The sequence below is a fragment of the Alteromonas sp. S015 genome (genome assembly GCF_036864485.1).
GTDB lineage: Bacteria > Pseudomonadota > Gammaproteobacteria > Enterobacterales > Alteromonadaceae > Alteromonas.
The window spans coordinates 143,271-167,878 of record NZ_JAZETO010000003.1 but is presented as its reverse complement, the minus strand read 5'-3'; the positions used below and the strand labels follow the sequence as shown (position 1 = coordinate 167,878).

General features: G+C 45.8%; 24 protein-coding genes. 8 read left to right on the top strand and 16 right to left on the bottom strand.

Going from position 1 to position 24,608, the window contains the following annotated elements:
- The first annotated feature begins 20 nt into the window (after positions 1-20).
- A complete protein-coding gene (locus tag V7R42_RS07180; RefSeq protein WP_334019523.1) occupies positions 21-1,799 on the top strand; it encodes a C1 family peptidase in 1,779 nt (592 codons plus the stop codon).
- 231 nt (positions 1,800-2,030) lie between these two features.
- Here V7R42_RS07180 and V7R42_RS07175 read toward each other — a convergent pair whose 3' ends face one another.
- The 3 genes from V7R42_RS07175 to bioH all read right to left on the bottom strand — a co-directional run bounded on the left by V7R42_RS07175 (position 2,031) and on the right by bioH (position 4,313).
- Positions 2,031-2,996 carry a putative metalloprotease CJM1_0395 family protein gene (locus V7R42_RS07175; RefSeq protein WP_334019522.1) on the bottom strand — a complete coding sequence of 322 codons (966 nt, stop codon included), beginning with the start codon at positions 2,994-2,996 and terminating at the stop codon, positions 2,031-2,033.
- A 14-nt stretch (positions 2,997-3,010) separates the two neighbouring features.
- Positions 3,011-3,328: a hypothetical protein gene (locus V7R42_RS07170; RefSeq protein WP_334019521.1), complete on the bottom strand. Its 318-nt coding sequence runs from the start codon at positions 3,326-3,328 to the stop codon at positions 3,011-3,013.
- A gap of 175 nt (positions 3,329-3,503) precedes the next feature.
- Complete coding sequence (gene bioH, locus V7R42_RS07165) at positions 3,504-4,313, bottom strand: pimeloyl-ACP methyl ester esterase BioH (protein ID WP_334019520.1); 810 nt, start codon at positions 4,311-4,313, stop codon at positions 3,504-3,506.
- 98 nt (positions 4,314-4,411) lie between these two features.
- Here bioH and V7R42_RS07160 point away from each other — a divergent pair, with 98 nt between their 5' ends.
- Complete coding sequence (locus V7R42_RS07160) at positions 4,412-5,125, top strand: ComF family protein (RefSeq protein WP_334019519.1); 714 nt, start codon at positions 4,412-4,414, stop codon at positions 5,123-5,125.
- Positions 5,126-5,181: 56 nt separating this feature from the next.
- Here the strand turns inward: V7R42_RS07160 and V7R42_RS07155 are convergent, their stop codons facing one another.
- A complete protein-coding gene (locus V7R42_RS07155; protein ID WP_334019518.1) occupies positions 5,182-7,839 on the bottom strand; it encodes a M14 family zinc carboxypeptidase in 2,658 nt (885 codons plus the stop codon).
- Between the two features lie 160 nt (positions 7,840-7,999).
- On the opposite strand from V7R42_RS07155, the gene nfuA reads away from it, so the two are divergent.
- The 4 genes from nfuA to V7R42_RS07135 all read left to right on the top strand — a co-directional run bounded on the left by nfuA (position 8,000) and on the right by V7R42_RS07135 (position 11,169).
- Positions 8,000-8,578: a Fe-S biogenesis protein NfuA gene (gene nfuA, locus V7R42_RS07150; RefSeq protein ID WP_334019517.1), complete on the top strand. Its 579-nt coding sequence runs from the start codon at positions 8,000-8,002 to the stop codon at positions 8,576-8,578.
- Positions 8,579-9,066: 488 nt separating this feature from the next.
- A complete protein-coding gene (locus V7R42_RS07145; RefSeq protein WP_334019781.1) occupies positions 9,067-9,762 on the top strand; it encodes an aspartate/glutamate racemase family protein in 696 nt (231 codons plus the stop codon).
- Between the two features lie 87 nt (positions 9,763-9,849).
- The gene (locus V7R42_RS07140; RefSeq protein WP_334019516.1) at positions 9,850-10,233 is read left to right on the top strand and encodes a VOC family protein; all 384 of its coding nucleotides are present in this window, start codon (positions 9,850-9,852) and stop codon (positions 10,231-10,233) included.
- 255 nt (positions 10,234-10,488) lie between these two features.
- Positions 10,489-11,169 carry a class I SAM-dependent methyltransferase gene (locus tag V7R42_RS07135; protein WP_334019515.1) on the top strand — a complete coding sequence of 227 codons (681 nt, stop codon included), beginning with the start codon at positions 10,489-10,491 and terminating at the stop codon, positions 11,167-11,169.
- Between the two features lie 78 nt (positions 11,170-11,247).
- Here V7R42_RS07135 and V7R42_RS07130 read toward each other — a convergent pair whose 3' ends face one another.
- Complete coding sequence (locus V7R42_RS07130) at positions 11,248-12,594, bottom strand: MATE family efflux transporter (protein WP_334019514.1); 1,347 nt, start codon at positions 12,592-12,594, stop codon at positions 11,248-11,250.
- Positions 12,595-12,714: 120 nt separating this feature from the next.
- Here V7R42_RS07130 and V7R42_RS07125 point away from each other — a divergent pair, with 120 nt between their 5' ends.
- Positions 12,715-13,941, top strand: a complete 1,227-nt coding sequence (locus V7R42_RS07125) for a polysaccharide deacetylase family protein (RefSeq protein WP_334019513.1) — start codon at positions 12,715-12,717, stop codon at positions 13,939-13,941.
- Between the two features lie 78 nt (positions 13,942-14,019).
- Here the strand turns inward: V7R42_RS07125 and V7R42_RS07120 are convergent, their stop codons facing one another.
- The 6 genes from V7R42_RS07120 to V7R42_RS07095 are packed head-to-tail and all read right to left on the bottom strand — an operon-like array spanning position 14,020 to position 18,619.
- Positions 14,020-14,607, bottom strand: coding sequence for a GNAT family N-acetyltransferase (locus V7R42_RS07120; RefSeq protein ID WP_334019512.1), 588 nt, complete (start codon positions 14,605-14,607; stop codon positions 14,020-14,022).
- Between the two features lies 1 nt (position 14,608).
- Positions 14,609-15,253, bottom strand: coding sequence for an SCO family protein (locus V7R42_RS07115; protein ID WP_334019511.1), 645 nt, complete (start codon positions 15,251-15,253; stop codon positions 14,609-14,611).
- Entirely contained in the window at positions 15,250-16,167 is a 918-nt protein-coding gene (gene cyoE, locus V7R42_RS07110) for a heme o synthase (protein WP_334019510.1), read from the bottom strand. The genes V7R42_RS07115 and cyoE overlap by 4 nt, the downstream gene beginning before the upstream one ends.
- On the bottom strand, positions 16,160-17,377 hold the full coding sequence (locus V7R42_RS07105; RefSeq protein ID WP_334019509.1) for a COX15/CtaA family protein: 1,218 nt from the start codon (positions 17,375-17,377) through the stop codon (positions 16,160-16,162). The genes cyoE and V7R42_RS07105 overlap by 8 nt, the downstream gene beginning before the upstream one ends.
- A 5-nt stretch (positions 17,378-17,382) precedes the next feature.
- Positions 17,383-17,922 carry a hypothetical protein gene (locus tag V7R42_RS07100; RefSeq protein WP_334019508.1) on the bottom strand — a complete coding sequence of 180 codons (540 nt, stop codon included), beginning with the start codon at positions 17,920-17,922 and terminating at the stop codon, positions 17,383-17,385.
- On the bottom strand, positions 17,915-18,619 hold the full coding sequence (locus tag V7R42_RS07095; RefSeq protein ID WP_334019507.1) for an SURF1 family protein: 705 nt from the start codon (positions 18,617-18,619) through the stop codon (positions 17,915-17,917). Before V7R42_RS07095 ends, V7R42_RS07100 begins: the two co-directional genes overlap by 8 nt.
- A gap of 45 nt (positions 18,620-18,664) precedes the next feature.
- On the opposite strand from V7R42_RS07095, the gene V7R42_RS07090 reads away from it, so the two are divergent.
- The gene (locus V7R42_RS07090; RefSeq protein ID WP_334019506.1) at positions 18,665-18,874 is read left to right on the top strand and encodes a DUF2909 domain-containing protein; all 210 of its coding nucleotides are present in this window, start codon (positions 18,665-18,667) and stop codon (positions 18,872-18,874) included.
- Between the two features lie 14 nt (positions 18,875-18,888).
- Here V7R42_RS07090 and V7R42_RS07085 read toward each other — a convergent pair whose 3' ends face one another.
- From V7R42_RS07085 to lexA, 5 genes are all read right to left on the bottom strand, one after another.
- Entirely contained in the window at positions 18,889-19,782 is an 894-nt protein-coding gene (locus V7R42_RS07085; RefSeq protein WP_334019505.1) for a cytochrome c oxidase subunit 3, read from the bottom strand.
- Positions 19,783-19,805: 23 nt separating this feature from the next.
- Positions 19,806-20,393, bottom strand: coding sequence for a cytochrome c oxidase assembly protein (locus V7R42_RS07080; RefSeq protein WP_334019780.1), 588 nt, complete (start codon positions 20,391-20,393; stop codon positions 19,806-19,808).
- Positions 20,394-20,540: 147 nt separating this feature from the next.
- Positions 20,541-22,184 (bottom strand): cytochrome c oxidase subunit I, encoded by a 1,644-nt coding sequence (gene ctaD / locus V7R42_RS07075; protein WP_334019504.1) that lies wholly within the window; start codon positions 22,182-22,184, stop codon positions 20,541-20,543.
- Positions 22,185-22,193: 9 nt separating this feature from the next.
- Positions 22,194-23,357 (bottom strand): cytochrome c oxidase subunit II, encoded by a 1,164-nt coding sequence (coxB, locus tag V7R42_RS07070; RefSeq protein ID WP_334019503.1) that lies wholly within the window; start codon positions 23,355-23,357, stop codon positions 22,194-22,196.
- A 581-nt stretch (positions 23,358-23,938) separates the two neighbouring features.
- The gene (gene lexA / locus V7R42_RS07065; protein WP_334019502.1) at positions 23,939-24,565 is read right to left on the bottom strand and encodes a transcriptional repressor LexA; all 627 of its coding nucleotides are present in this window, start codon (positions 24,563-24,565) and stop codon (positions 23,939-23,941) included.
- Between the last annotated feature and the right edge of the window lie 43 nt (positions 24,566-24,608).

The following is a 24,608-nucleotide window of genomic DNA, read 5'->3' as shown; positions in this document are numbered from 1 at the left end:
CCTAATCAGAGGGTGATGTTATGAACTTACCGGTTTCAAAGAATATGCTGAATGTCAGCGCCGACTATCCCGACCTTCGGGATCGTTATTACCAACCCAATCTCACTCCACTTAAGCCTTTTATCGATCCACCGGGCAACTTGGTTATCCTAGATCAAGGGAAAGATGGTGCCTGTACGGGCTTCGCACTGGCCGCTACCATTAATTTCATTTACCGTCAGCAGGGCCGAAAACATACCGTCAGTCCGTGGATGCTTTATGCTATGGCCAAACGTCATGATGAGTGGTTAGGTGAAGCTTATGAAGGCTCAAGTTGCCGCGGTGCAATTAAGGGCTGGTATAACAGCGGAGTATGTAACTACTCACTAACTGAAGATATAAAGCGCAGCAATGAATTTGAAATGACCCTAGCCATTGCAAATAATGCCAGCAATCACCGATTGGGGGCTTATTATCGCATTGAACGGGAAATCAGCGATTTTCACGCTGCGCTTAATGAAGTGGGCGTTATTTTTGTGTCTGCGAGAATTCACGAAGGCTGGAAAGACCGTGAAGGCGATGAAATAGACCTAAGGCCTGAGCCTATGGGCGGTCATGCATTTGCTATTGTTGGCTACAACGACGAAGGCTTTTGGATCCAAAATTCTTGGGGCGTGGATTGGAAAAAGTCAGGGCTGGCACTTTGGCGCTACGATGACTGGGCGCTAAACGTTATGGATGCATGGGTTGTTCAGCTTGCGCTTCCTATTTCAGGTACAGGAACTTACCATCAGGCAACCCGCTCTATTGCACAGGGGTTATTTTCTCGCTCCACGCCACGTGTGAGTATTCAAGACCACTTTGTTCATTTTGATGATGGGCGGTTTGATACGAGAAGTAAATATTGGAGCAACAAAAACCACGTAGATACCATTATTGAGAAGCTTTCAGAAAGTAACCATCGTCATGTAATGCTGTATGCACACGGAGGCTTAAATAGTATAAAAGCTTCGGCTAAACGCATTGCCGCCATGAAAGACACGTTTTTGAAGAACGACGTTTACCCCATTCATTTCATGTATGACACAGGCATGCTAGAAGAGCTGAAGGACATTTTGGGCTTCAAAAGTGAGGAAATTAGCGCCAAAGTTGGGGCCTTCACCGACTATACTGACCGTATTCTGGAATGGGCGACACGTAAAGTAGGCGGCGCATTGTGGCGTGAAATGAAATCAGATGCCTGTACACCTTTTACCCGTACCACGTCCGATGGTACGTACTTTTTAACGCGATTAGCCGCGTATTTGAATGACAATTCAAATATTGAACTGCACGTCGTGGGCCATTCGGCAGGCTCTATATTTCATGCGCATAGTCTATCCAGGCTGTCTAAAATTGATGAAAAAATAAAAGTTAAGAGCCTACACTTGTTGGCACCAGCCATTAGCTACGCTTTATTTAACGAAGAACTCTTAAAGCTAATAGAGGCGAAAAAGATTGAGTTGACCACAATTTATAACTTGTCTGAAGCATTGGAAAAAGATGATCATGTGGCGCGCATTTATCAAAAATCGCTGCTTTATTTGGTATCAAACGCATTTGAATCTAAGCCAGAAACGCCCTTATTAGGCATGGAATTGTTTAATCAGCCGCTTTCCAATGTGACGTTTAAATACAGTGAGGGCAAAGAGGGGGATGTCACCGCAGCCACTTCTCACGGTGGCTTCGATAATGATGTGCACACCATGAACTCTGTACTTTCAGGCATAACGGGCGGTTTACCTAAATACCCGTTTACAAAAGCAATTTTAAATTACTAGTGTCTAGTGGCTTTCAAAAGCCTCTAGGTAAGTATGAGTTTTCTCTCGCAATTTAGCCCATTCTCTAGGTGGGCTAAATCGATGAAAAATAGCGTCGATGTGCCCCTTGTACGCGAGTAAAAGAGCATGATGATGAGCAAACGCTGTGGTCTGAATAAAAGCGAAGTCTAACAGCTATGACAGGTTCAAATTAAATCAGCTTGGATATCAAAATTAAGGCTGCTTTAAATATTAAGCTTGAAGCGATAAGCCTTCTCTAGATGGTGTGTAAGCTTGCAAATAAGTATTTTGAATGCGGCCCATTCGTGCCTGCATAAATTCAGATTCGCTCGCCTTGAGGCCTTGCGCTGAAGGCGCGTCTTCAAATGAAGGCTGCGTATCTAATACCATATCCGCTACTGAATTTGTGGCTATGTCTACTCTTGTTACAGATTGTGGGTTTACACCCGTGCCCGCAACAGTGCCACCTTCTTGTGGGTCGGCAGTATCATTAACACTGCCTTGAGTTGAGGTAGACTCTGTCGAAACAGTTTCGGTTTGACTTTTAACAACCTCGCTTCGGGCCTCCGTGGCTTTTTGCGTTGCCTCAGCGGCCACTTTTAAGTCTTGCGATGAAGGTTCAGCTGGTGCAAGAGCGGCTGCGCGCACCTGCTCCATCTTTTTCAGCGTCGCTTCAGGCGTTCTTTCTTCTGAAACATCAATGGACACCTCGCCATCAGTGACATAGCGTTTATTATCAGGCCCTGTGGTGTATTCATATTGCGGCGCACCGGCGTATTGACCACCCGTTGATGCATGCGCCTGTTCGTGAACCCTCACTTCCTGATCTCGGGCTTTTAATTGTTCAATTTCAGCAGCATCTTGTCTTTGTTGTTGCTCTTGTTGCCTATCTTGCGCGTCCTCTTTCCCTGCACTTTCATCCTGCGCATTGTCTTTATCTTGCCCAGATACATCTTGGAAACCGGCTTGAGGATCAGTTTGCACCTGAGGGCGTTCATAGGTAACCGGTGAAGGCGGCTGTCCAGGACTTTTCGCCTTTTCAGCGTCAGAACCTAAACCTTTCTGAGAAGCCCCTTGCTGAGAATCTGAGGCTTGAGGAATAGTTTCCCGCTGCGCGTTATCTCTGCGTGCAGATTCAGTATTTATATTCGCCGTGGGATAAGCTATGGCGTTGAGGATTGGTGTAACAATGTTCACCGTAACTGTTCCACCTACGCCAGTACGTCAATAATAGTGCCGAGCATCTCGTCAGCAACGCCTAACACTTTGGCTGAGGCTTGGGCGTTGCGCTCGTTCACATTAAGTGCGATTAAATCGTCGGTTAGACGCGTGGTGGCAGAAGATAAATCAGACGAAGTATTAGCAGTGTATGCATTGGCCTCAATTGGTTGAGCGGGCGCCATCGCATCTTCAGCCGTTCGCTGGGCGATGTTTGATGCTGCCTGCGCAACACCATCACTTGCAGTTTGTAAACCATATTGAGCTGCTGCAAATGCAGAGCCTGCACCTAAACCATCAATACTTGTCATACACCACCCCTAATCTCTCATGCTTAATTATTAATCACTTTTGCATAAATGAAAAGACATGTATTGCCCCCTGCCGTTAACTTCTTGTAAGCAGGAGGTTTTTATTTAACTTTTACAGACAAAAAGCTTCAAACCAGCGACGTCCCTATTGTTAAGGTTAATAATAAGCGCCGAATTAAGACGCTTTTTGCTGATAAACGCTAGCGGCAAAACGAAATAAAATGTCAGCGGTTTGCTGAGGGTGTGAGATAAACGGCGCGTGCGAGGCATGGGGCAGAACAACAGTATCAGCTTGCGGGTGCAGCTCACAAATCCTATCTATTCCGCTGGTGGGAACTAAACTGTCTAACCTACCGTATAATCGCAATGTTGGCGTAGTAATATGCCCCACCTCTTGACGCATGTCTTCGGAAGATAATATACGTAAACCTTTCTTGAGCGCTTCCTCTGCAGGGTCAGGAAACTGAGTCACTTGCTCTCTAATCGCCTTGATGTCCTGCTTTGCTGTTTCGCTGCCCATAGCTTGAATTGCCAAAAAACGCTCCAGTGTTTTTTGATAATTCTTTTCAAGCTGAGTTTCAAACATTGAAAGTAAATCGGCAGCAATTCCTGGCCAACAAGGCCCGGCTATAAAGCGAGGTGTTGAAGCTATAGTTACCAGTCCCATAAGTTTCTCTGGTGCGAGCAGCGCTATTTTTTGCGCGACTAGTCCGCCTAGTGACCACCCTACCAACACGCACTTATCAGGCAATTGACTGACAATAGATTGTGCCAATGTTTCCGTATTGTACGGTGACGGGACAAATGTCGCATTTTCTCCAAATCCAGGAAGATCAATGGTGGTAACACGAAAATTATCGCTAAGGTATGGCATAAAGGAAGTGAACGCTCCGCTGTTCATACCCCATCCATGAAGAAATACCACATCTACGCCTGTACCTTGAGTACGGGTGACAAGCTCGCCATTTGTATGCAAACTTTCCATTTACACCTCCTTAGGCAGTCACGTGTTTTTAAAGCAACACGGAATAATGAAAACAGGTCGACACTCGACAATTCAAGGAAGTTGATGGAATCAACACTATGAACCTTTCATGCTTGCTATGTTATCAGGCAAGTCCTACGCCAGTATGTCACTGGTGTGAAGATGACATATTTTTTTTCGATGATACATTACACGGAAGCAATCTACTCCAATACGGCCCTGTGGCAGGCCACGTCAAGCATAGCCATTACGACACACTAAGCGTTTTGGGACTTCACACGTGGCCAATGTCATCGTTGGTTCACCAGCTAAAGTTTACGCACTCCCTCACCGCAGGAAAAGTATTAAGTAACTGGTTTGTCCATAAAAGGCGACAGTGCACATTATCCGTGCCCAACGTACTGCTTCCAATTCCAATTAGTGCATGGCGACTTGCAACGCGGCACTACAACCAAGCTACGCTTCTGTGCGAAAGCATAAGCAACGAGCTAGGTATACCCATTAACCAGTCGTGGGCCAAGCGACAAGGCTTTAGTGTCCAGCATCACTTATCCAAAATGGCGAGAGCCGAAAACGCAAACCGTGTATTTAAACTATCGACGCGATGTATTGATGACGAAATAACAGCAGCGCAAAGTAATAAAGATGGCAACAACTTCACCGTTGCCGTTGTCGATGACGTGCTCACCACCGGTGTGACCGTAAATACATTGAGTAAAAGGCTAAAAGAGCGCTATCCAAAATTACGCATTCAAGTGTGGGTAGCGACGTTTACTCCGCCGCCGAATAGTAGCCTGTATCAGAAAACCTAGGGCTTAGAAGGGATGATACTGAAGGGCACGACATTCGCCGCGCCCTTCACGCTTATTTAGCGAATAAGGTGCGACTGGTAGATCGCATTGGCAAGCATCTTGTTCGTGCCGTACCAATACCCTCTGAACTGCGTGTTGTCGGTAAAGCCAATAACAACGCCACGGCCCATTTTTCGCGTGGTCACAGCAGTTGATTCAGCAATTAGCGCTACCATTGCTTTGTCGCTAAAACCTGCCATAAGCGGCTCATCGGTATAGCGTGCTGGCGTAATAAAAGGTGAGCTGCTCGCCTCCACGATCATATTGTAGGTTTTAAACATGGGCAGGGAGTCGTCGTCATAGCCGTAGAATAATGGATGAGTCTTGTCGATATTGGCTTCAAACACAGCGCCTGCTACCAGCTTTCTGGCGTATAACGATGCGCCATCTTTGTAGCTAAGATTGCTTTCATCGAACGCGTTATCAATGCTTTCTTTACTCGTTATTTCAACATCTATCCATTTATGCTTAGCAAAGTAACGCAGTGCGGATTTCTGGCCCACGATCACGCCACCGGCTTTCACCCAGTCTTCAATTTTTGCTCTGTCGCTTTCCGTAAAACTATAGCGACCACTAGGAAACAGAAGGTGTGTGTAATCGATAGTCGGATCATTAATCGCCCTTATTAGATGTTGCTGTTCAACAATACTGGCAGGCAACCCTACCTTTGTATCGAAGTAATGCCACATTTCCCCGACTTCGTACTCGCTAGTACCTTCGCCTCCCACAATCAACACTTGCGGCAGGGTAACGGGGGCCATGCTTCGACTACCTAGGTCGTGCCCCGTTGGCGTTAATCCACTACGCAAGCTAAACACAGGTACCTGAAGTTGCTGTTGAGCATCGCGTAAAATGGTCGCCAAGTTTTCAGGCTGACCCAAGCCTTTCGGAACAACAATGCTTCCAGGCTGAAGCTCAACGTTTTTGCCATCGTATTTAGTAGCTGAAAACGCTTCTTCACTACTTCTTACCTTTACACCGGCTTCCAATAGTGTTTGCAGCATGGCGGGTGCATAATAATGTTGCCATGAAAACGCATACGCGTAAGCCTCTGGGTGAATGTCATTAAGCGTTGTTTGTGCAAGTGAGGTGTTACCACTAAGTTTTAGGTTCCGCGCGTCGCCTTTATCTAAAGGTGCGTAATCTAAGTTAAAAGCCAAAGCCAAATTCCACGTTGATACATCGTAAAATGTGTTGTTTTCAAATGATGTTTGCGTAGAGAAAATTGACTTTACTAAACGGTATTGAGGTTGATTCGAAGGAATATAAATCGCCTTACCAGCGCCATAGCGAATTTTGCTTGCCTCGAAATCTTTCATTAACACGTCGTATTCAATATGGTGCTGTTCAAGCAATGCAACAAAGGCATTGAAACGCGCTGTATCATTCGATGCACTCACTACGAACCCAGCTTGTGCATCATCTTTAGCTAAAGATTGCGTGCTCTTCACAAATCCCGATTGGTAGTCAAGGATAGCGGCCTTATTTGCCAATGCGCCTCTAAAGGTACTGAGAGACGTGGTAATTTGGTTTGCTATAGTATCTTTAAAAGCAAGCTTGCCATTAATAGAGTCTTGAAGGTGCCCCCGTGAACTGGCTTGCTCAAAAAGAATACCCACACTGCCGTGTAAGTCTGGGTAGGTAGACCCTTTCCCTGCGTAGAAGTCGTCAAACGCCTCTTGGGTAAAGTACAATTCCCCTTGCTCATCAAACGCAGCAGCATGATATTTCGCAAGCGCTTCGGTTAATGTGACGTTCTCATCTGGCGTTAATGGATTTTTCCGCGAGCGCACGCCAGGCTGGAAAAAATAAGTACTGTCTGTTCCCATTTCATGAAAATCGGTCAGTATGTGAGGTCGCCATTTGTGAAACTGCTTAATACGCGCCTGTGACTCTGGGTGCGCTAGCAACAGCCAGTCTCTATTTAAATCGAACCAGTAATGGTTTGTACGGCCAGACGGCCACCCCTCGTCGTGTTCGCGATGCCGACTGTCTGAAACCAGCTGCTTTCCTTTGTGCAAATTTGCCCACTGAGCGAAACGGGATAGCCCGTCGGGGTTGAAAGACGGGTCAAACAGCACAATATTACTGTTCAACAAGGCATTAATTTCTTCACCTTCAGCGGCGGCTAAATAGTAAGCCAATGCAAGGGAAGCGTTGGTACCGGAAGGTTCGTTACCGTGAATGCTGTAGCCCATGTAAAAGACGAGGGGGGCATCGCTTCCTACTTTCTTACCGGTTTCCATAGCATCAATGTGTTGCTGCCTCCAAGCCTCAATATTATTTCTATTTGAAGGCGCAGTGATTGTCATTAACAGAAGCGGGCGATTTTCGTGAGTACGGCCGGTTTCTTCAATGGTGATACGGTCGGACTTCTCGGCAAGTAGCTTCATGTAATTGACTACTTGGTCGTGACGTACATGCCACTCACCAATGTTGGCGCCAAGCACTGATTCAGGCGTGGGAATAGCTGAGTTATAGGATACCGTGTCAGGTAAGTATGCGGTTACCGGCTGCCCGCCTACATCAGGCGCAATAGTAACAGTTGAAGCGGAGGTGGGTTGTGCTAATGCTTGATGACTTGCTGTTGCCCCGAAGGCGATAGTACCAAGGGTTATTAATGAAACGAGTGAGAATGGATTCTTTTTGGCGGAGTAATGCAATTTCGCAAACATAGCGTTTCCCGTCTTGTTGTTATAGTTGAGTTTGATGGCGCCGTGCGCATTTCTCAACAAATTCGATTCACTGGAATAATTTATTTAATTAATACCTGACTGTTTTACTCAGGTAAATTTGATACAATAATCCAAATTTCAAAATATGTAGGACTTGCTGATGATAACTATATCAGAAGAAGCCCAGGCTCACTTCGTAAAACTGTTGAGTAAACAAGAGTCTGGCACGAATATTCGTGTATTCGTCGTAAATCCAGGCACTTCGTCGGCTGAGTGTGGCGTGTCCTATTGCCCACCTGACGCGGTTGAAGAAACGGACACCCGTTTACCATTTACTGGTTTTGATGCGGTCATTGATGAAGAGAGCGCGCCTTATTTAGAGGAAGCGGAAATTGATTACGTTACCGATCAAATGGGCTCGCAATTAACCCTTAAAGCCCCTAACGCTAAAGCGCGTAAAGTGTCTGACGACGCACCATTGATTGAACGGATCAACTACATGATAGAGTCGGAAATTAACCCTCAACTAGCGAGCCACGGTGGCAATGTTGTACTGACAGAGCTGACTGACGACGGTTACGCTATTCTGCAGTTCGGCGGCGGTTGTAATGGTTGCTCGATGGTAGATGTCACGCTTAAAGAAGGTATAGAGAAACAGATGGTGGAGCAATTCGCTGGCGAGCTTAAAGGCGTGCGCGATGCAACTGAACACCAAGCAGGAGAGCACTCTTACTATTAAGAGCAATACTGTACTCTCTTAAGTACGTAAATCGATACTTCTTTATGCTAAAGCAAGATATTCACAAAAGCTGGCGACGATTCAAAATAGGCTTATCCATTTTCGTTGCTGGCGTCTTGCTATTGTTTACCTTAAGCGAACTCCATGTCACGCTTCATTATCTAAGCCTCCTCATTTTATTTATCGGCTTTGCTATTGCCATGTTGGGTTACTTCGGCATTTTCGTTCAGCGCTTCTCGTTTATAAAAAATAAAAAGCCACCGCCTAAATTGTAGCAATCCAGTTTCCCCCTTTATCTCAGCAACTTTTCTCCTTCAAAGATTAAATATTCCGAACTTTTTATTTACACTCAACCAAATATAACGCCGTTACATTTGGGTTTCTTGTGTCTTCTATCTCATTGACCCTGCGGCTAGTTTTGAATACATTTTGTAGGTAGATTGGAGGTTATACTAAGTACGTAAAAAAGGTGAACTGTGGAAAGTGCTATAAAAAAGCTAGGCTTGCTCGGCGGCATGAGTTGGGAATCAACGGTAAGTTATTACCAAGCAATAAACCGTGACGTTAATGCACGGCTTGGCGGCCTTCACAGCGCGCCGCTAATGATAAGCAGCGTTGACTTTGCCCATATAGAGCAGCTTCAACACAAAGGCGAGTGGGATAAAACTGCCGACATACTGATCCGTGAGGCGAAGCACTTAGAAACGGCGGGTGCAAAAGCCATATTAATTTGTACCAATACCATGCACAAAGTAGCGGCTAAGATAGAACAAAATATTACTATCCCCCTTATTCACATTGCCGATGCCACGGGTCGTTTGCTACAGCAAAATTCAGTTAAGAAAGTTGGACTACTAGGCACCCGTTTCACCATGGAGCAAACCTTTTATACATCACGTATTGAGGAGGTTTTCGGTATTGAGGTTGTCACGCCGAATGCCCAACAACGAGACACAGTCCATAACATTATTTATGAACAATTATGCAAGGGTGTGATTTGTGTTGAATCTCGTAACGCGTATATTGAAATAATTAACGCGCTGGCGGTCGAAGGCGCTGAAGGCATTATCTTAGGCTGCACAGAAATTGCGTTATTAGTGCAGCAACAGCACACCAAAATTAGGTTATACGATACTACCGCTATCCATGCTTCAGCAGCGGTGGATTTTGCTTTAGCTCCCTAAAGTATTAGCAACGGGTAAATAGCAAAACACCGATAACCTAACTTGGATAAAAGGGAATTGGCCCTACTATTTTCAGAGGACACGACTATGTTTAGCCACGTAATGTTAGGCGCGAACGACTTAGAAGCATCAAAGAAATTTTACGATGCGATTTTAGGAGTATTAGGATACGAGCCAGGCGTTTTTGATGAATACGGACGCGTATTTTACTACACGCCCAAAGGCATTTTAGCGCTAACAAAACCAATAAATGGTGAGGCTGCCACACATGGTAATGGCACCACACTAGGCCTTGCTGCCCGCACAACAGAACTGGTAGATGAGTGGCATAAAGTAGGAAGCGAAAATGGGGGCGTGCCGTGCGAGGACCCACCGGGTATTCGAGGCAATGGCGAACGCCAATTGTATCTTGCTTATCTGCGAGACCCCGCCGGTAACAAACTCTGTGCCACGCACATTGTTAGAAAATAGCTGATATTTGGCCTGCTCAAGTGCCTACGCTCTTTTTGCAGGCTATTCGCTTCTAGCTGTCTATTTGGCCCTTAGCGCTTTAATTAATACCAATTTAAGTCTACCTATAAGCCCTAACCAAGCGAAAAAATAAAGGCGTTACTGTCTGGCCGCTCAATATCCTAAACGGGTTTCACCTGTTCTCTTCTTTGCACTATACATTGTTGCTAGATGAAGTAATCTTGAACCAGTATAAGCTCAGCTAACAGAGGGATTATGACGCCTGAAGAAACGGGTAAGGCTTACGACACCATTACACACCGTTGGACTCGCCCTGAATTTAATCAGAAAAATGGCATAACCGCCTATCAAAAAGCACTGTCATTTTTACAGGACACCCTATCACAAGAGCCCGATGCATTGCCTATCGAAGCGCTTAAAGATGGACCAAATAAACGAGGTTACGCACTAGACATAGGCTGCGGATGCACAAACCGTTTTGTTCCTATTATCGAAAGCGCAGGGCTAACTTACGAAGGCATTGATGTATCTAAAGAAATGCTCGCCATTGCGACAACCCAATTACCCGCCCACACCTTCTATTGCGCCGACGTGTGTACATTCACATTACCTAGACAGTACTCGTTTATTAGCGCTTGGGATAGCTTTTGGCATATTCCCCTAACTCAGCAAGCGCCGTTGCTTAAAAAGCTAGTGAATCACTTAGACGATGACGGCGTGTTGCTTTTTAGTTGCGGAGGTACAGGTGAGAGCGGTCAACACACAAACGAAGTGATGGGCCCAGAAGTCTACTACGCCTCGCTGGGGCTACATCGATATTTGGAAATATTGATGGAAGCAGGCGGATTTATTCGCCACGTTGAATTTGATCAGTACCCCGAGCTCCACACTATTATCATTGTGCAAAAAAAACTAAGCAAAAATAAAGCGGAATAATGCATCAGGAAGACTGAGAGAAACAGCGTGCTCAGCACGTCCTCCCCTAAATAAGGTCAACGATATGCTCTAAAAGCACTAGCTTTGCGATTCGGCTAGTTCACCGCGTTTATTTAATCGATGAAAGCACCAAGCCAATGTCACGCCTCGAGCGAGTAAAAAAGCGAGTAGGGCATACCACAGGCTGACGTTACCTTGGTCTTGCGTAAGGTACCAAACGGGGAAATACACACTTGACGCACTTATTATCATGGTGTTTCTCATGGCGCTTGCTCGAGTGAGGCCCACAAATACGCCGTCGTATAAAAAACACCAGTGCGCTAATAGAGGTAGTAATACCATTAAACCAAGGTAGGATAACGCTGCTTTTACAATGTCATCATGTTCGGTGAGCAGCGCAATAATGGCTTCACCGCCAGTGAAAAATATCAAGCTATAAATTAGGGCAAAAATACTTGACCATACTAGCCCTTGGTACGTACGTCGTTTAATTTCATTGCTGTCAGATGCGCCTTTCGCTTCGCCGACCAACGCTTCAACACCGTAAGCAATACCATCTAGGCCCAGAGCAATCAGCACAAAGAACTGCATGAGTATAGCATTGACGGCCGCCGACGTTTCGCCGTAACGGGCACCTTGAATGGTGAGAAAGGCTAAGCAGCCCTGTAGTGCTAAGTTACGTAATAGCATGTCACCGTTAAGCTTCATCAGTACCTTCCGAGCTGCTCGGTTAAACCATGATGTACTCACCGCGACACCGCCAACGCGCTTAAACGCCACCACTAGCGCCATTATAGCCATAGTATATTCAGCGATAACACTGGCCAGTGCCACGCCAGCCACAGACAAACCAAGCCCGAAAACAAACACTACATCGAGTCCCGCATTCAATAAATTTCCCACAATTTGAATAGCCATGACGCTGCGCGTTTTTTGCTGCCCTACTAACCATCCAACCAATGCCAGGTTAAGCATGGCAGCTGGTGCGCCCCATACCCGCGTCGAAAAATAGTGTTGAAGATGCAGGGCAACTTCACTGTTTGGCTGAGTTAACGCTAAGCCTATAGACAAGATAGGACATTGGAGAGCAAGTACCGAACCTCCCAAGACCAAGGCAACTGCCACCGTCTGCCACAGCACTTTTGCTGACGCTAAGGTATTGTTCGGTGAGCCTTTAGCTTGTGCACTCAAGCCTGTTGATGACATGCGAAGAAACCCGCACACCCAGTATATTTGCGTTAAGATAAGAGCGCCCACCGAAGCCCCTGCAAGCATGGCTGGTAACGACATGTGTCCCAAAACCGCGGTATCCACCAAACCTAATAAAGGCGTAGTAATATTCGCTAAGATCATGGGAAGCGCTAACGCCAACAGACGGGAATGGTCGTCTAAAAAGGAGCGCTGAGTTAGTTGGGCAGGGGACATAAATGATCTCAGTAGGGGGTTATTTCGCTATATACTATCAACCTAGGCAACTGCATAAGTAAAAGCGTACCTGCGCGACCAAATATAAGATTAGCCAAGTCGCGTTATTTGGAGTTTACCATGCTATTGAATTTGATTAGGCACTCAGTGGATGATGATATGAAAACCAACAATGTAATTCAAAATAGAACGACGAGTCGCACGCGTTTGAAGGTCTTATCTTCAATGCTTGCGGGAATGTTCAATGTTTTATTGGTCTCGCCTAGCATTGCTTCAAGCTTAGATGCAAACCCTGTTGCTGATGCGACTTCCACTAAAAAGGAACAAAGTGGTAGTAACATCGACTCTAGTGTGAGCTCCACGCCTAACGCCGCCATATTGCTTTATCACCATGTGTCGTCTTCAACACCAGCCAGTACCAGTATTTCGCCTGAAGTCTTTAAATCGCATATGGAATACTTGGACGCACACCACACTGTTGTCTCGCTTCAGGACATTGTGGAAGCAATAAAATACAACACAACCTTACCAGAAAATGCGGTTGCGATAACGTTTGACGATGGCTACGCAAACATTTTAGACAATGCTCACCCAATACTGGCTGATCTAGGTTTCCCGTATACGGTGTTTATCAACCCTGATGAAATTGGCGTAGGTCCTAAGCAGCTAACATGGGAGCAAGTCATCGCTATGCATAACAATGGCGTCGTTTTTGCCAATCACACGCTAGACCATCTGCACATGCTAAACGATGAGCAAACCAAGGGCGAGCGCGCATGGCTGGAGAAAGTTTGGCAGAACGTAGAAAGTGCTGAAAAGAAGATTGAAGAAAAGCTGGGAATCAGCCTTAAATATTTAGCGTATCCGTTTGGGGAATACAATACCGCGCTCACTAATAAGCTAAAAGCTGAAGGTTACATTGGATTTGGCCAGCATTCCGGGGCTGTGGGCCCAACTAGCGACATGCAAGCGCTTCCGCGTTTCCCTGCGGCAGGCCCTTACGCCAATTTGGCGACGTTAAAAACCAAGCTAAATAGCCTTGCCATGCCAGTGACGCAAAGTTCACATAAAGACCCTCGTATGACAGCGCGAAACCTGTCATCGCCAATTAGTTTAACGATAGACAGTGACGATGTTCGTCTTTCACAAGTGAACTGTTTTTTCGGCGGCGACTCCATCGAGACTGGCACCAAAGAAAATGTGCTTACCTTTACCCTTAATGAAACCCTTCCGGTAGGGCGCTCACGGGTAAATTGTACCGCCCCATCCAAAACCCAAGTAGGGCGTTATTATTGGTACTCAACGCCCTTTTTTGTGGCGGATGAAGACGGAAATTACCCCGATTAAAACACGCTGAAAAGACAGTTCTTAGGCAAAGTAAGCGCACAAATTACTGGAGTTGCTCTTATATAAGAAAACGTTTACCTAAACTGGCCGCACAAAGCGAATAAAGTCTTTATTGATTGACTCTTCCACAAAGTCATGATGTTGATAGAAACGAATAGCCGGCACGTTCGACACTTCAACATCAAGCACAAGTTTACGTTTCTTGAGCTTTTCCGCTCGCGACTGCATGGCATTGATCAACTTTGAGCCTGCTCCAGCACGTCGGGCGCTTTCTTTAACTGAAAGATGTCCAACCATAAGCTCAATACTGGTGGGTGGTGTAAGATTTATAGCCACCGTCTGATTACGCATGAGCACCGTTATCGCTTCGTCGAGGGTAAAGTACGAGGTAATACTGTCCAGGGTTGCTCTATCAAACGCTGCACCTAGTTTGCTGTGCCAAGAGGTTACGACGCCAAGTACTTCATTACCGGAACTAGCCACCCAATGGTTGTTGGCTCCATATTGACCGTCGCCCAAACCCCAAGCATGATAAAGGTAGCCTTCGGCCGTTTTATTTTTATTGTGTCCAAAAATAGACGTTAACAATGATTGCGCCGCATTTAATATTAACGGTGCAGCTTGCGCAGCATCAGATGCCACACCTTGCCTTATTTTAATTTCCATATTACTGCTTCGAGATTATTACTGGCATATCTGCCAATATTTGCTGGGAATCACTTATCGATAGCTTTCCTGGCTCTCTTTTTGGTTTGAATCTTCCTATCACCCTAGCTTCAGGGTCGACAAGTACGACAGATGCACTGTGATCAACTAAATAGTTGGGGTTATCGGTACTTTCTGCAATGGCATACATCATCCCTAAATTACGCACAAACGGGAAAAGTGCCTTGTGCTCTCCGGTAACGGCAATAAACTCCTCATTAAAATAGCTCACATACTCTGAAAGTCTTTCCGTTGAATCGCGATTTGGGTCAACGGACACAAACACAACTCGAATAGGTTGGACACTATTTAATGCTGTTAGTTCAGGATATATACCGTTCAGTTCAGCCATAGTCGTCGGGCAGATATCGGGGCAAAACGTGTAGCCCACAAATATCAGGCTCCACTGCCCTTCAAGCGACGAATTATCGAACACTTCACCCTTGTGAGATGTCAGCGAAAACGGTGATATGGCTCTCGGTTCAGGGTAAGACTGAAAGTATTCAGGCTGGCTTTCAACACTAGGGGGCGCAATATACAACGCCCCTACAATGCCCGCGCATAATGCTAAAAATGCAACAAGGCCGACGACAGTTCGTTGATTCATAAACTCAGTGGTATATAGTGATCTAAGAGTAATACAACAAACAATACCATGAGATGAATAATTGAAAACCTAAAAGTTTTCATTGCAGTTTGAGGCTCTGCATCAAATTTTAACTTCAATGCATAATATAAAAACCCGATATTAAGCACGCTTGAACCAATCAGATAAATAAGATCGCTCATGCCAGTAAGATAGGGAAGCAAACACACCAGTCCCAGCAACACCGTATACAGCAACACTGACGTTTTGGTAAATGTCACGCCATGGGTTACTGGCAGCATAGGCACTTTCGCTTTGGCGTAATCTTTTTCCCTATGAATAGCAAGCGCCCAAAAATGGGGTGGCGTCCACGTAAAGATAATCAGCACTAACAACAGAGCATGAGCATGAATGTCCCCAGTTACCGCTGTCCACCCCAAAAGCGGCGGTGCAGCCCCTGCTAAACCACCAATCACGATATTTTGCGGTGTCGCACGTTTTAGATACATGGTGTAGATAAACGCATATCCCACCAAGCTAGCTAGTGTTAACCATGCAGTAAGCATATTCACAAAAAGGGCAAGTACTACAAACCCAACAAGCCCTAATATGCCAGCAAACCACAGCGCGTTGTTCACGCTGACCTTGCCTTTTGCAACGGGTCGATTAAATGTGCGTGCCATCACACTATCTATTTTATGGTCGACAACGTGATTAATAACGGCGGCAGACGCAGACAACATACCAATACCCAATAAGCCACAAATAAGAACGGTTGCGTTTACCCACGTAGGCGTAGCTAAACACATTCCTACTAACGCAGTTAACAGCAACAACATGACGACATTAGGCTTAGTCATTTCATAGTAATCTCGCCACGTGACTACATTGTGCTGACGTGAAGTACGCGCATGTAAAGAGACCGATTTAGCCATGGAAACCTCCTGGAGCTTTAGGGAGAATATGAGAAGACGTTGACGCGTTAAAATGGTCGTGCAAAGGCGCTTCGTGGATGCTGAATGCACCTGCCCCCTGCAGTGGTTTAGAACCTGAGAATGAAACTGTATTTCGTTTTTCTATACCGATAGCGTTGTCGTTTTCTAGTGCTAGAAATACAGTAAAAATGAGATTGAGTAGGGAAAGAAGTAACACAGCGGCTACCGCGTTATGCATTACAGCGACTGTAAGTGGCAGCATAAAGATAATGTTGCTAAGCCCTAATGCCACTTGCGTGCACAATGCTACCAACATAAACGCACCCACATATTTCTGTTTACTTGTGGTGTGGCGGCTTACCAACACACTTATACCTAGTGCTAGTAAGTACAAAAACGTGATGACCGCGCCGAACCTATGTACTATGTGCATGGTAACTCGTTCGCCGTAATCGTGAGCACCAAATTCATAGTTGTCTGCGTCAGGCACACTGAATGCGCCTGCAACATCGATTCGTTCTTGCCAACCACTTTCACAAACCGGCATTTCCGTACAGGCCAGCGCAGCATAATTAGCGGAAGTCCACCCGCCAAGTGCAATCTGTGTAACAAGCACACCAAGCCCAATAAAAGCGAAAAATCTTAGGTTTCGCTGAAATACCTTAGCTTGAGGTAAACCGGTAATGCCCTGATCACGAATAACTGACGCCATAGGCGCTTGTTTAGTTTTCGGTGCATCGCCTGCGGTGTAGCGCAAACGTAGGTAGAGAATAAACAGGCAGGAGATCACGGAGAAGCCGCCCAGCAAATGCCCCATAACAACAACGGGAAGCAGATTGAGTGTAACGGTCCACATACCAAGAGCTGCCTGGAAAATAATGAGCCCTAACAGTAATAACGGTAACTTAAGCGGTGTACCTTTCTCGCGCTGTCTAACTGCAACGATGGCAATAGCCAGCACGCATAAACCCAGCGTTCCCGCGAAATAGCGGTGAATCATTTCATTCCACGCTTTAAATGCTTCAACTGGACGTTCAGGAAAGGCAGCGTTAGCTTGTGCTACCTTTTCCTCACTTAAAGGCACAGTTAAGTTACCGTAGCATCCGGGCCAGTCGGGGCATCCTAGCCCAGCGTCGGTCAAACGCGTATAGGCACCGAGAATAATAACGACCGCCGCCAGAAAAATACTGAATAGGGTTAATTTTTTCATGGTCGTTATCCTATACGCGATAGCTTTAAGAGCTTTCTCATATCTGCCAGCATGTTGCGACTTTCCATCACGGCGTCTTTTCTATCGTCTTTAATGTCGTAAAAGAGCATGGCGTTATTTTGAGTATCAACAATATAAACACTGCTAGAGGCAAGCGCGGTTGGTGAAGTAACGGGTAAGGTTTCGACAAAAGGGTAGTCTTCTAGTGCGGCTATCGCAGTTTGGTCGCTTGAAGCTGTCGTAACAACTACGGCTTGGGCACGGGCTGTTTCTTTACCAAGCGCAAGCCATACTTGGTTAATGCTAAAAAGCGCGTTCTCGCATACTGCGTCACATTCACTTGGCATCACATACAATAAACGCCATTTTGGTTCCGCGCTTTCTAAAAGTGCACTCATGTCAATGGTCGGCGTGAGCAATTGACCTTTATTAGTCGCGCCTTTGGTAAACCAGTTGTTGTCTAGTGCAAGCTTTGCCAATACAACAGGCAAAACAAACACGGCTACCATAATAATTAATGTTTTTTTCGAAGCAGCATTACTCATAACTACGTCCTTTCTTACTAATAGCAAAGCCGCCAATGGCCGCAGCGGCAATGGCTAGACCAAACCATTGAACTGCGTAACCAAGGTGCTTTTCGGGAGACATCACAACGGCCTGATGTTCGCGAATAAACGCAGGGTCAGGCGTGGTAAGGTGAAGAATAAAGGGTAAAAGCTTGCGCTCTAAGGCGCTGCTTAGTGCAGGGAATTCTATGTGTTGTACAAGCGCGGGGCTTTGCGACAAAGCCATGTTGGTTTCTTTCACTAAGGGGTTGTGACCCGGGACGCTAATAACACCGGTAAACTCGCGCATTTCGCCGACAAAACGTATATCGGGCAAGGTGCGCGTCAAGTCTGGCGCCGGTACCCAGCCGAAGTTAACTAAGAGCCAACCCGAATTTGTATATACAGGCGCAATCACGTCAAAACCCACACGTTGCTTGTAAATCTGGTTGTCCAAGAGCAATACGTGATTAGCATCTAACGAACCACTGAACGACACGTTAATATCCCGAGGATCATCATGAGACAGCGCCGCTTCTAAACTCAAGGTTCCATTGTTTTGCTTTTGCGCTATGCTAGCTAAGCGTTGTTGCTTTTGGACCATGCGATCAAGTTGCCAGTACCCTAAACCGCACATAATCGCCACACTAAAACCTGTGAGTAACCAAGGAATAACGTGGCGAGTGCGAGAAAACATGATTATTCCGCACCATGCAAAATTAGAATAAAAACAGAGGTGAGTATGTTGATAAAAATAGTCCTTGTGGTTTTAGTGCTGTACATGATTGTTAATCTGTTCATGGCAATGCGAATAATGATGAAAAACGACACGTCTAAGGGTCCTATGAGTAAGTACATTGGTCGACGTGTGCTCACTTCTGCCGTCATTGTTATTATTATTCTTATCGCTATTGGTACTGGCTTAATTACCCCAAACCCAAGGCCTTATTGAGTTTGGGGCTACCCTTAAAGCACGTAAACAAAAATGTAGAGCATGACCCACACTACATCCACAAAGTGCCAATACCAGCTTCCCGCCTGAAACGCGAAATGGTTTTCAGGCGTGAAATGTCCTTTCAATACTCTGAAAAACAGCACAATCAAAATGATGGTGCCAAGGGTCACATGCATGCCGTGAAACCCCGTCAGCATAAAGAAGGTGTTGCCGTAAATACCCGACTGGAGCGTTAGTCCAAGGTCGCGATAAGCGTGGATGTACTCTTCTACCTGTAAAAATAGGAATCCACACCCAAGTAAAATAGTGATACCCAGCATAAGGGTTAATTGCTTGCGCTTATTTTGCTCTAATCCCACATGGGCGAAATGCAGCGTAATAGATGAAATAAGCAAGATAACCGTATTGATTGTGGGCAAACCCGCGGCACTCATTTCTTGTGTGGTAATCCCCCCTGGCGTTGACACCAGCGGCCACATAGCTTCAAAGGTCGGCCACAAGACTTCATTGGTCATAGCGTTGTTCGATGCACCGCCAAGCCATGGAACGGAAATAAATCTTGCGTAGTACAGCGCACCGAAAAACGCGGCGAAAAACATTACCTCTGAAAAGATAAACCAGCTCATACCTTGGCGATATGAACGTCCCAGCTGATCGCTATAAAGCCCGGCCATAGACTCATCTATCTGGTTTTTAAACCAGCCTACAAGCATCACCAGCAACACCGCTATACCTGCTAAAAGGATATGACCTCCGTAGCCGGATTCACCTTTGGTTGCTTGCACTACAAAATTGCCTGCACCAACGGCGATAAGAAAAAGTGCTACAGCCCCAACAATAGGCCATGGACTTTGTGCGGGTACATAATATTTTTGGTATTCGTGATTCTGTACTTCGGGTTGCATTTTCTTCTCCTTACCCCTTCGGCCTATTCGCCAGCTGATGGTGTTGAGGCCATAAAGGGATTCGGTGTTGTCGTTAGGTCACTAGCTCGCGCTGTGACGTCATAGAGTGTGTACTGCAAGGTAAAAAACGTAATTTCTTCAGGTAGCTGAGGGTCGACGTAAAACTGCATGGGCATGTAGGCTTCACTACCGGCATCCAATGGCTGCTGATTAAAGCAAAAGCATTCAGTCTTGTTCAGGTAGAGTGCTGCCGTTCCGGGAGATACAGAGGGAATGGCCTGTGCGACGATATTGCTTGATGCAGGGTTTCGCACATAAAAAGAGACCGTATTGAGTTCGCCTGGGTGTACTTTCACGCGCTTCGTTTCAGCCCGAAACTCCCAGGGCATACCGGTATTTGTGCGAGTAATAAACTCAACCGTCACTTCGCGCGACTCATCAATCTCAACGGATTGGTAAACCGCTGCCGTGCCTTCGGTTTTTCCGTTAATCCCTGTAACGTCGCAAAATACGTCGTACAAGGGAACAAGGGCAAAGCCGAAGCCAAACATGCCAATGACAATAGCAACAAGTTTAATAACCATCTTGTTGTTTGCGCTTTGCTGTGACATCACGTGACCTCCGGGTAAATCCAAAGATGAAGGTTGGTAAACACTTGTTTAGCCGCTTATATCCCTCACCACCTGCAACGTGTGAATGTCATTCCCACCGGTTTCTGCCGATTGACAGGACTGATCTATCCACAACTCCACTTACCGTTATTTAACGACAGGTGGCGTTTCAAACGTGTGATAAGGGGCGGGTGATGGAATTTCCCATTCCAATCCTTCTGCGCCATCCCAAACTTGTGCTGATACCGGCTCACCTTGCTTTTTGCACGCTTTAATAAGCAAGGCAAGAAAGATGAGCTGAGATAAACCGAATGCAAACCCACCTAGGCTTATCCACTTATTGAAATCAGCGAACTGCAACGCGTAGTCAGGAATACGGCGCGGCATACCAGCCAAACCAACAAAGTGCATGGGGAAAAACAAAACATTAACCGACACTAAGGAGCACCAGAAATGCCATTTCGCTAGGGTTGTGTCGTACATTTTTCCTGTCCATTTAGGCAGCCAGTAATACACGGCCGCCATAATAGAAAAGACTGCGCCTGTTACCAGAACATAGTGGAAATGCGCTACAACGAAATACGTATCGTGATATTGGAAGTCTACAGGGGTGATCGCCAACATTAGCCCCGACAACCCACCAATAGTGAACAGTACAATGAAGGCAATAGCGAACATCATTGGCATTTCAAAGCTTAGTGAACCGCGCCACATGGTCGCTACCCAGTTAAACACTTTTACCCCAGTCGGCACCGAGATAAGCATGGTGGCAAACATGAAAAACATTTCCATGTACACCGGCATGCCCGTAGTGAACATGTGGTGAGCCCACACGACAAAAGAGAGCAGCGCAATCGACGCCGTAGCGTAAACCATAGACGCGTAACCAAAAAGTTGTTTTCTAGAAAAGGTAGGTACAATTTGCGAGATAATGCCAAAAGCGGGCAAGATCATAATGTATACTTCAGGGTGACCGAAGAACCAGAAAATATGCTGGAACATAACAGGATCGCCGCCACCAGCAGCATCAAAAAAGCTTGTACCAAAGAACTTGTCGGTTAACACCATGGTGACCGCACCCGCGAGCACCGGCATAACAGCAATAAGTAAAAATGCTGTGATAAGCCACGTCCAAACAAACAGTGGCATTTTCATCCAGGTCATGCCTGGCGCACGCATGTTAAAGATGGTCACAATTACGTTGATTGCCCCCATGATGGATGAAATACCCATTATGTGAACGGAGAATACGAATAATGCAGTCGAATCGCCGCTATAGGTTGTTGAAAGTGGCGCGTAGAAAGTCCAACCGAAAGCTGGGCCGCCACCTTCCATAAAGAGCGAGCTAAGCAGAATCAAAAAAGCGCCGGGTAAAATCCAGAAGCTCCAGTTGTTCATGCGCGGCAACGCCATGTCGGGCGCGCCAATCATCATTGGAATTAGCCAGTTCGCAAGCCCAGTAAAGGCGGGCATTACTGCGCCAAATACCATGATAAGCCCGTGTACTGTGGTCATTTGGTTAAAGAAGTTTGGATCTACTATCTGTAAGCCAGGTTGGAATAGTTCCGCCCGGATCACCATGGCCATTGCACCGCCAACCAAAAACATTATGAAAGCAAACCACAGATACAGTGTGCCTATGTCTTTATGGTTAGTGGTAAACAACCAGCGCGTTATGCCTTTAGGAATATGGTCGTGGTGTTCATGATCATCATGCACGTGACCGCCATGTACTTGAGCACGGTGAGGCGCAGAGGTATCTGTCGATATAACTTCAGTTGCTTTGCTCATTGTCTGCTCCTAATTTCCGTTTGCCACTGCGTTGACATCTTTCGCTTGAACCATATCGCCAGTGTTGTTGCCCCAGGCGTTGCGCTCGTAAGTGACAACCGCAGCAATTTCTTTAAGACTAAGCATTTTGCTAAACGCCTGCATTGCCGTACCCGCCTTACCGTGAAGTACAATATCAATGTGGCCTTGCTGGTCTTCCAATGCCATTTTGCTACCTTTTAGGGCTGGGAATACGCCAGGTAGACCTTCGCCATTAGGCATATGGCACGCTGCACACGTTGTGTTGTAAACACGCTCGCCAACTTTCATGAGTTCATCCATAGACATATTCATAGAAAGCAGACGCTGCTCTTCTTCTTTTGCTTTACGAACAATTTCTTCTTGTTCGCCCATCCACTTGTCAAACTCAGCGGGCTCTTTGGCAATCACCACAACTGGCATATAGCCATGGTCTTTGCCACAAAGCTCTGCGCACTGCCCGCGATAAATACCAGGTTCATTCACCTTGGCCCAAGACTCGTTAATAAAACCGGGGTTCGCATCTTTTTTCACGGCAAAGTCAGGAACCCACCAAGAGTGGATAACGTCGTCAGAGGTAATAAGAAAACGTACTTTTTTACCTGTAGGAATGACTAATGGGCGGTCAACTTCCAGTAAGTAGTTGTCTGTTTTTTGGAATTTGTTCTCAATTTGCTCGCGTTGAGTGGCGAGCAAAGAATAAAACTCTACGTCGCTATCCATATACTTATAGTGCCATTTCCACTGAGAGCCCGTGACTAACACAGTCATGTCAGGCTCAGACGTATCTTCCATCGCGATAAGGGTGTTCGCTGCTGGCACAGCCATAAAGATAAGGATAAGAAAAGGAATAACGGTCCAAGCAATTTCTACTTTCACGTTCTCGTGAAAATTGGCTGGCTTCGCGCCGCGAGACTTTCTGTGCAAATACATTGAGGCGAACATAACCCCAAATACTACAACGGCGATGCCAACGCATATAAAGAACATCAGCATATGAAGATCGTAAACCTGCCCACTGATGTCAGTAGCACCGCGTCTTAAGTTAAGTGAAGAAGCTTCTTCACTGGCTTCTTGCGCGAAAAGCAAAGGAGAAATTAGCAAAAATGGTATACTCAAACACCATTTTGCGAAGACGGTCGTTAATTGTTTCACTCAGCACCTCCGTAATGGCTAGGCCAAAACGCTGATAAGTTTGCGCGATGTCCTACCAAATGGTTTGCGAACGATTGACCCACCACTTCAACTTGTAAAACAAATTTAGGGTCATTGTTATTATTTTGTTAATCTTTGTATAAGAATTGCGCAATAATGCCGTGCCGTCTAGTCTTTTCTGTTAAAAATTTAACGAAGCGTTCAATTTTTAATCATTTCATATGGCAGCCATACGTTACGTTTTGAATAGATGTGGAGTGAGACACATGTTGGGAATGGGTAAAATCAAACGCACATTTTGAACAACACGCTAGGAATTACGCGCACTCATTTGAATGTAAAATCAACGACTAACACGCTAGCAATAATTATTTTCAAACAAACCTTAAAATAATAAATGCGTATACAGTCGTTCATTCACAGCCAGAATAACCTTGATATGTCACGTAGTGTTTATTCTGTGTTTCAAGGTTAGAAAACTCAATAAGCGACCCTAACTTAATAAAACCGACAGAAATATAGGAACAAAAGGCATAAAAAAAGCGGCTAGTGTGCCGCTTTTCGTTGAAGTAGCTAAAACCTTACATCCAGTCTGCGTTTCTTATAACACCGACTGCTATACCTTCAATAGCAAAAGGCTCGTTGGCAAGGTCAACCCTTATAGGTGCAAATTCTTCGTTTTCGGCATGAAGTAATACTTCGCGACCGCGTTTCTCTAAACGCTTTACCGTAACGTCTTCGTCCACGCGCGCCACAACGACTTGGCCATTGTGCACATCTGTGGTCCGATGCACAGCAAGAAGATCACCATCTAAAATACCAATATCTTTCATACTCATGCCGTTAACACGCAGCAAGAAGTCAGCTTGAGGTTGGAACAGAGCAGGGTCAACCTTATAGTGCGACTCTACGTGCTCCTGTGCCAAAATTGGCTCACCCGCTGCTACACGTCCAATTAACGGCAGACCTTCTTCTTCTGGAATGTCGTTATCAAGGGGGATATTCAGTTTAATACCCCGTGAGGTACCCGGCAAAATTTCAATTACGCCTTTACGCGCCAATGCTTTCAAATGTTCTTCTGCAGCATTGGCAGAGCGAAAACCAAGCTGACGCGCAATTTCTGCGCGAGTAGGCGGCATTCCCGTTTCTTGCATGGTTGTTTTGATAAGTTCTAAAACTTCAGTTTGTCGAGCTGTGAGTGGGCGCATAAAAGACCTGTCTGTTCATACAGTTCCTGTAAGTATATACACC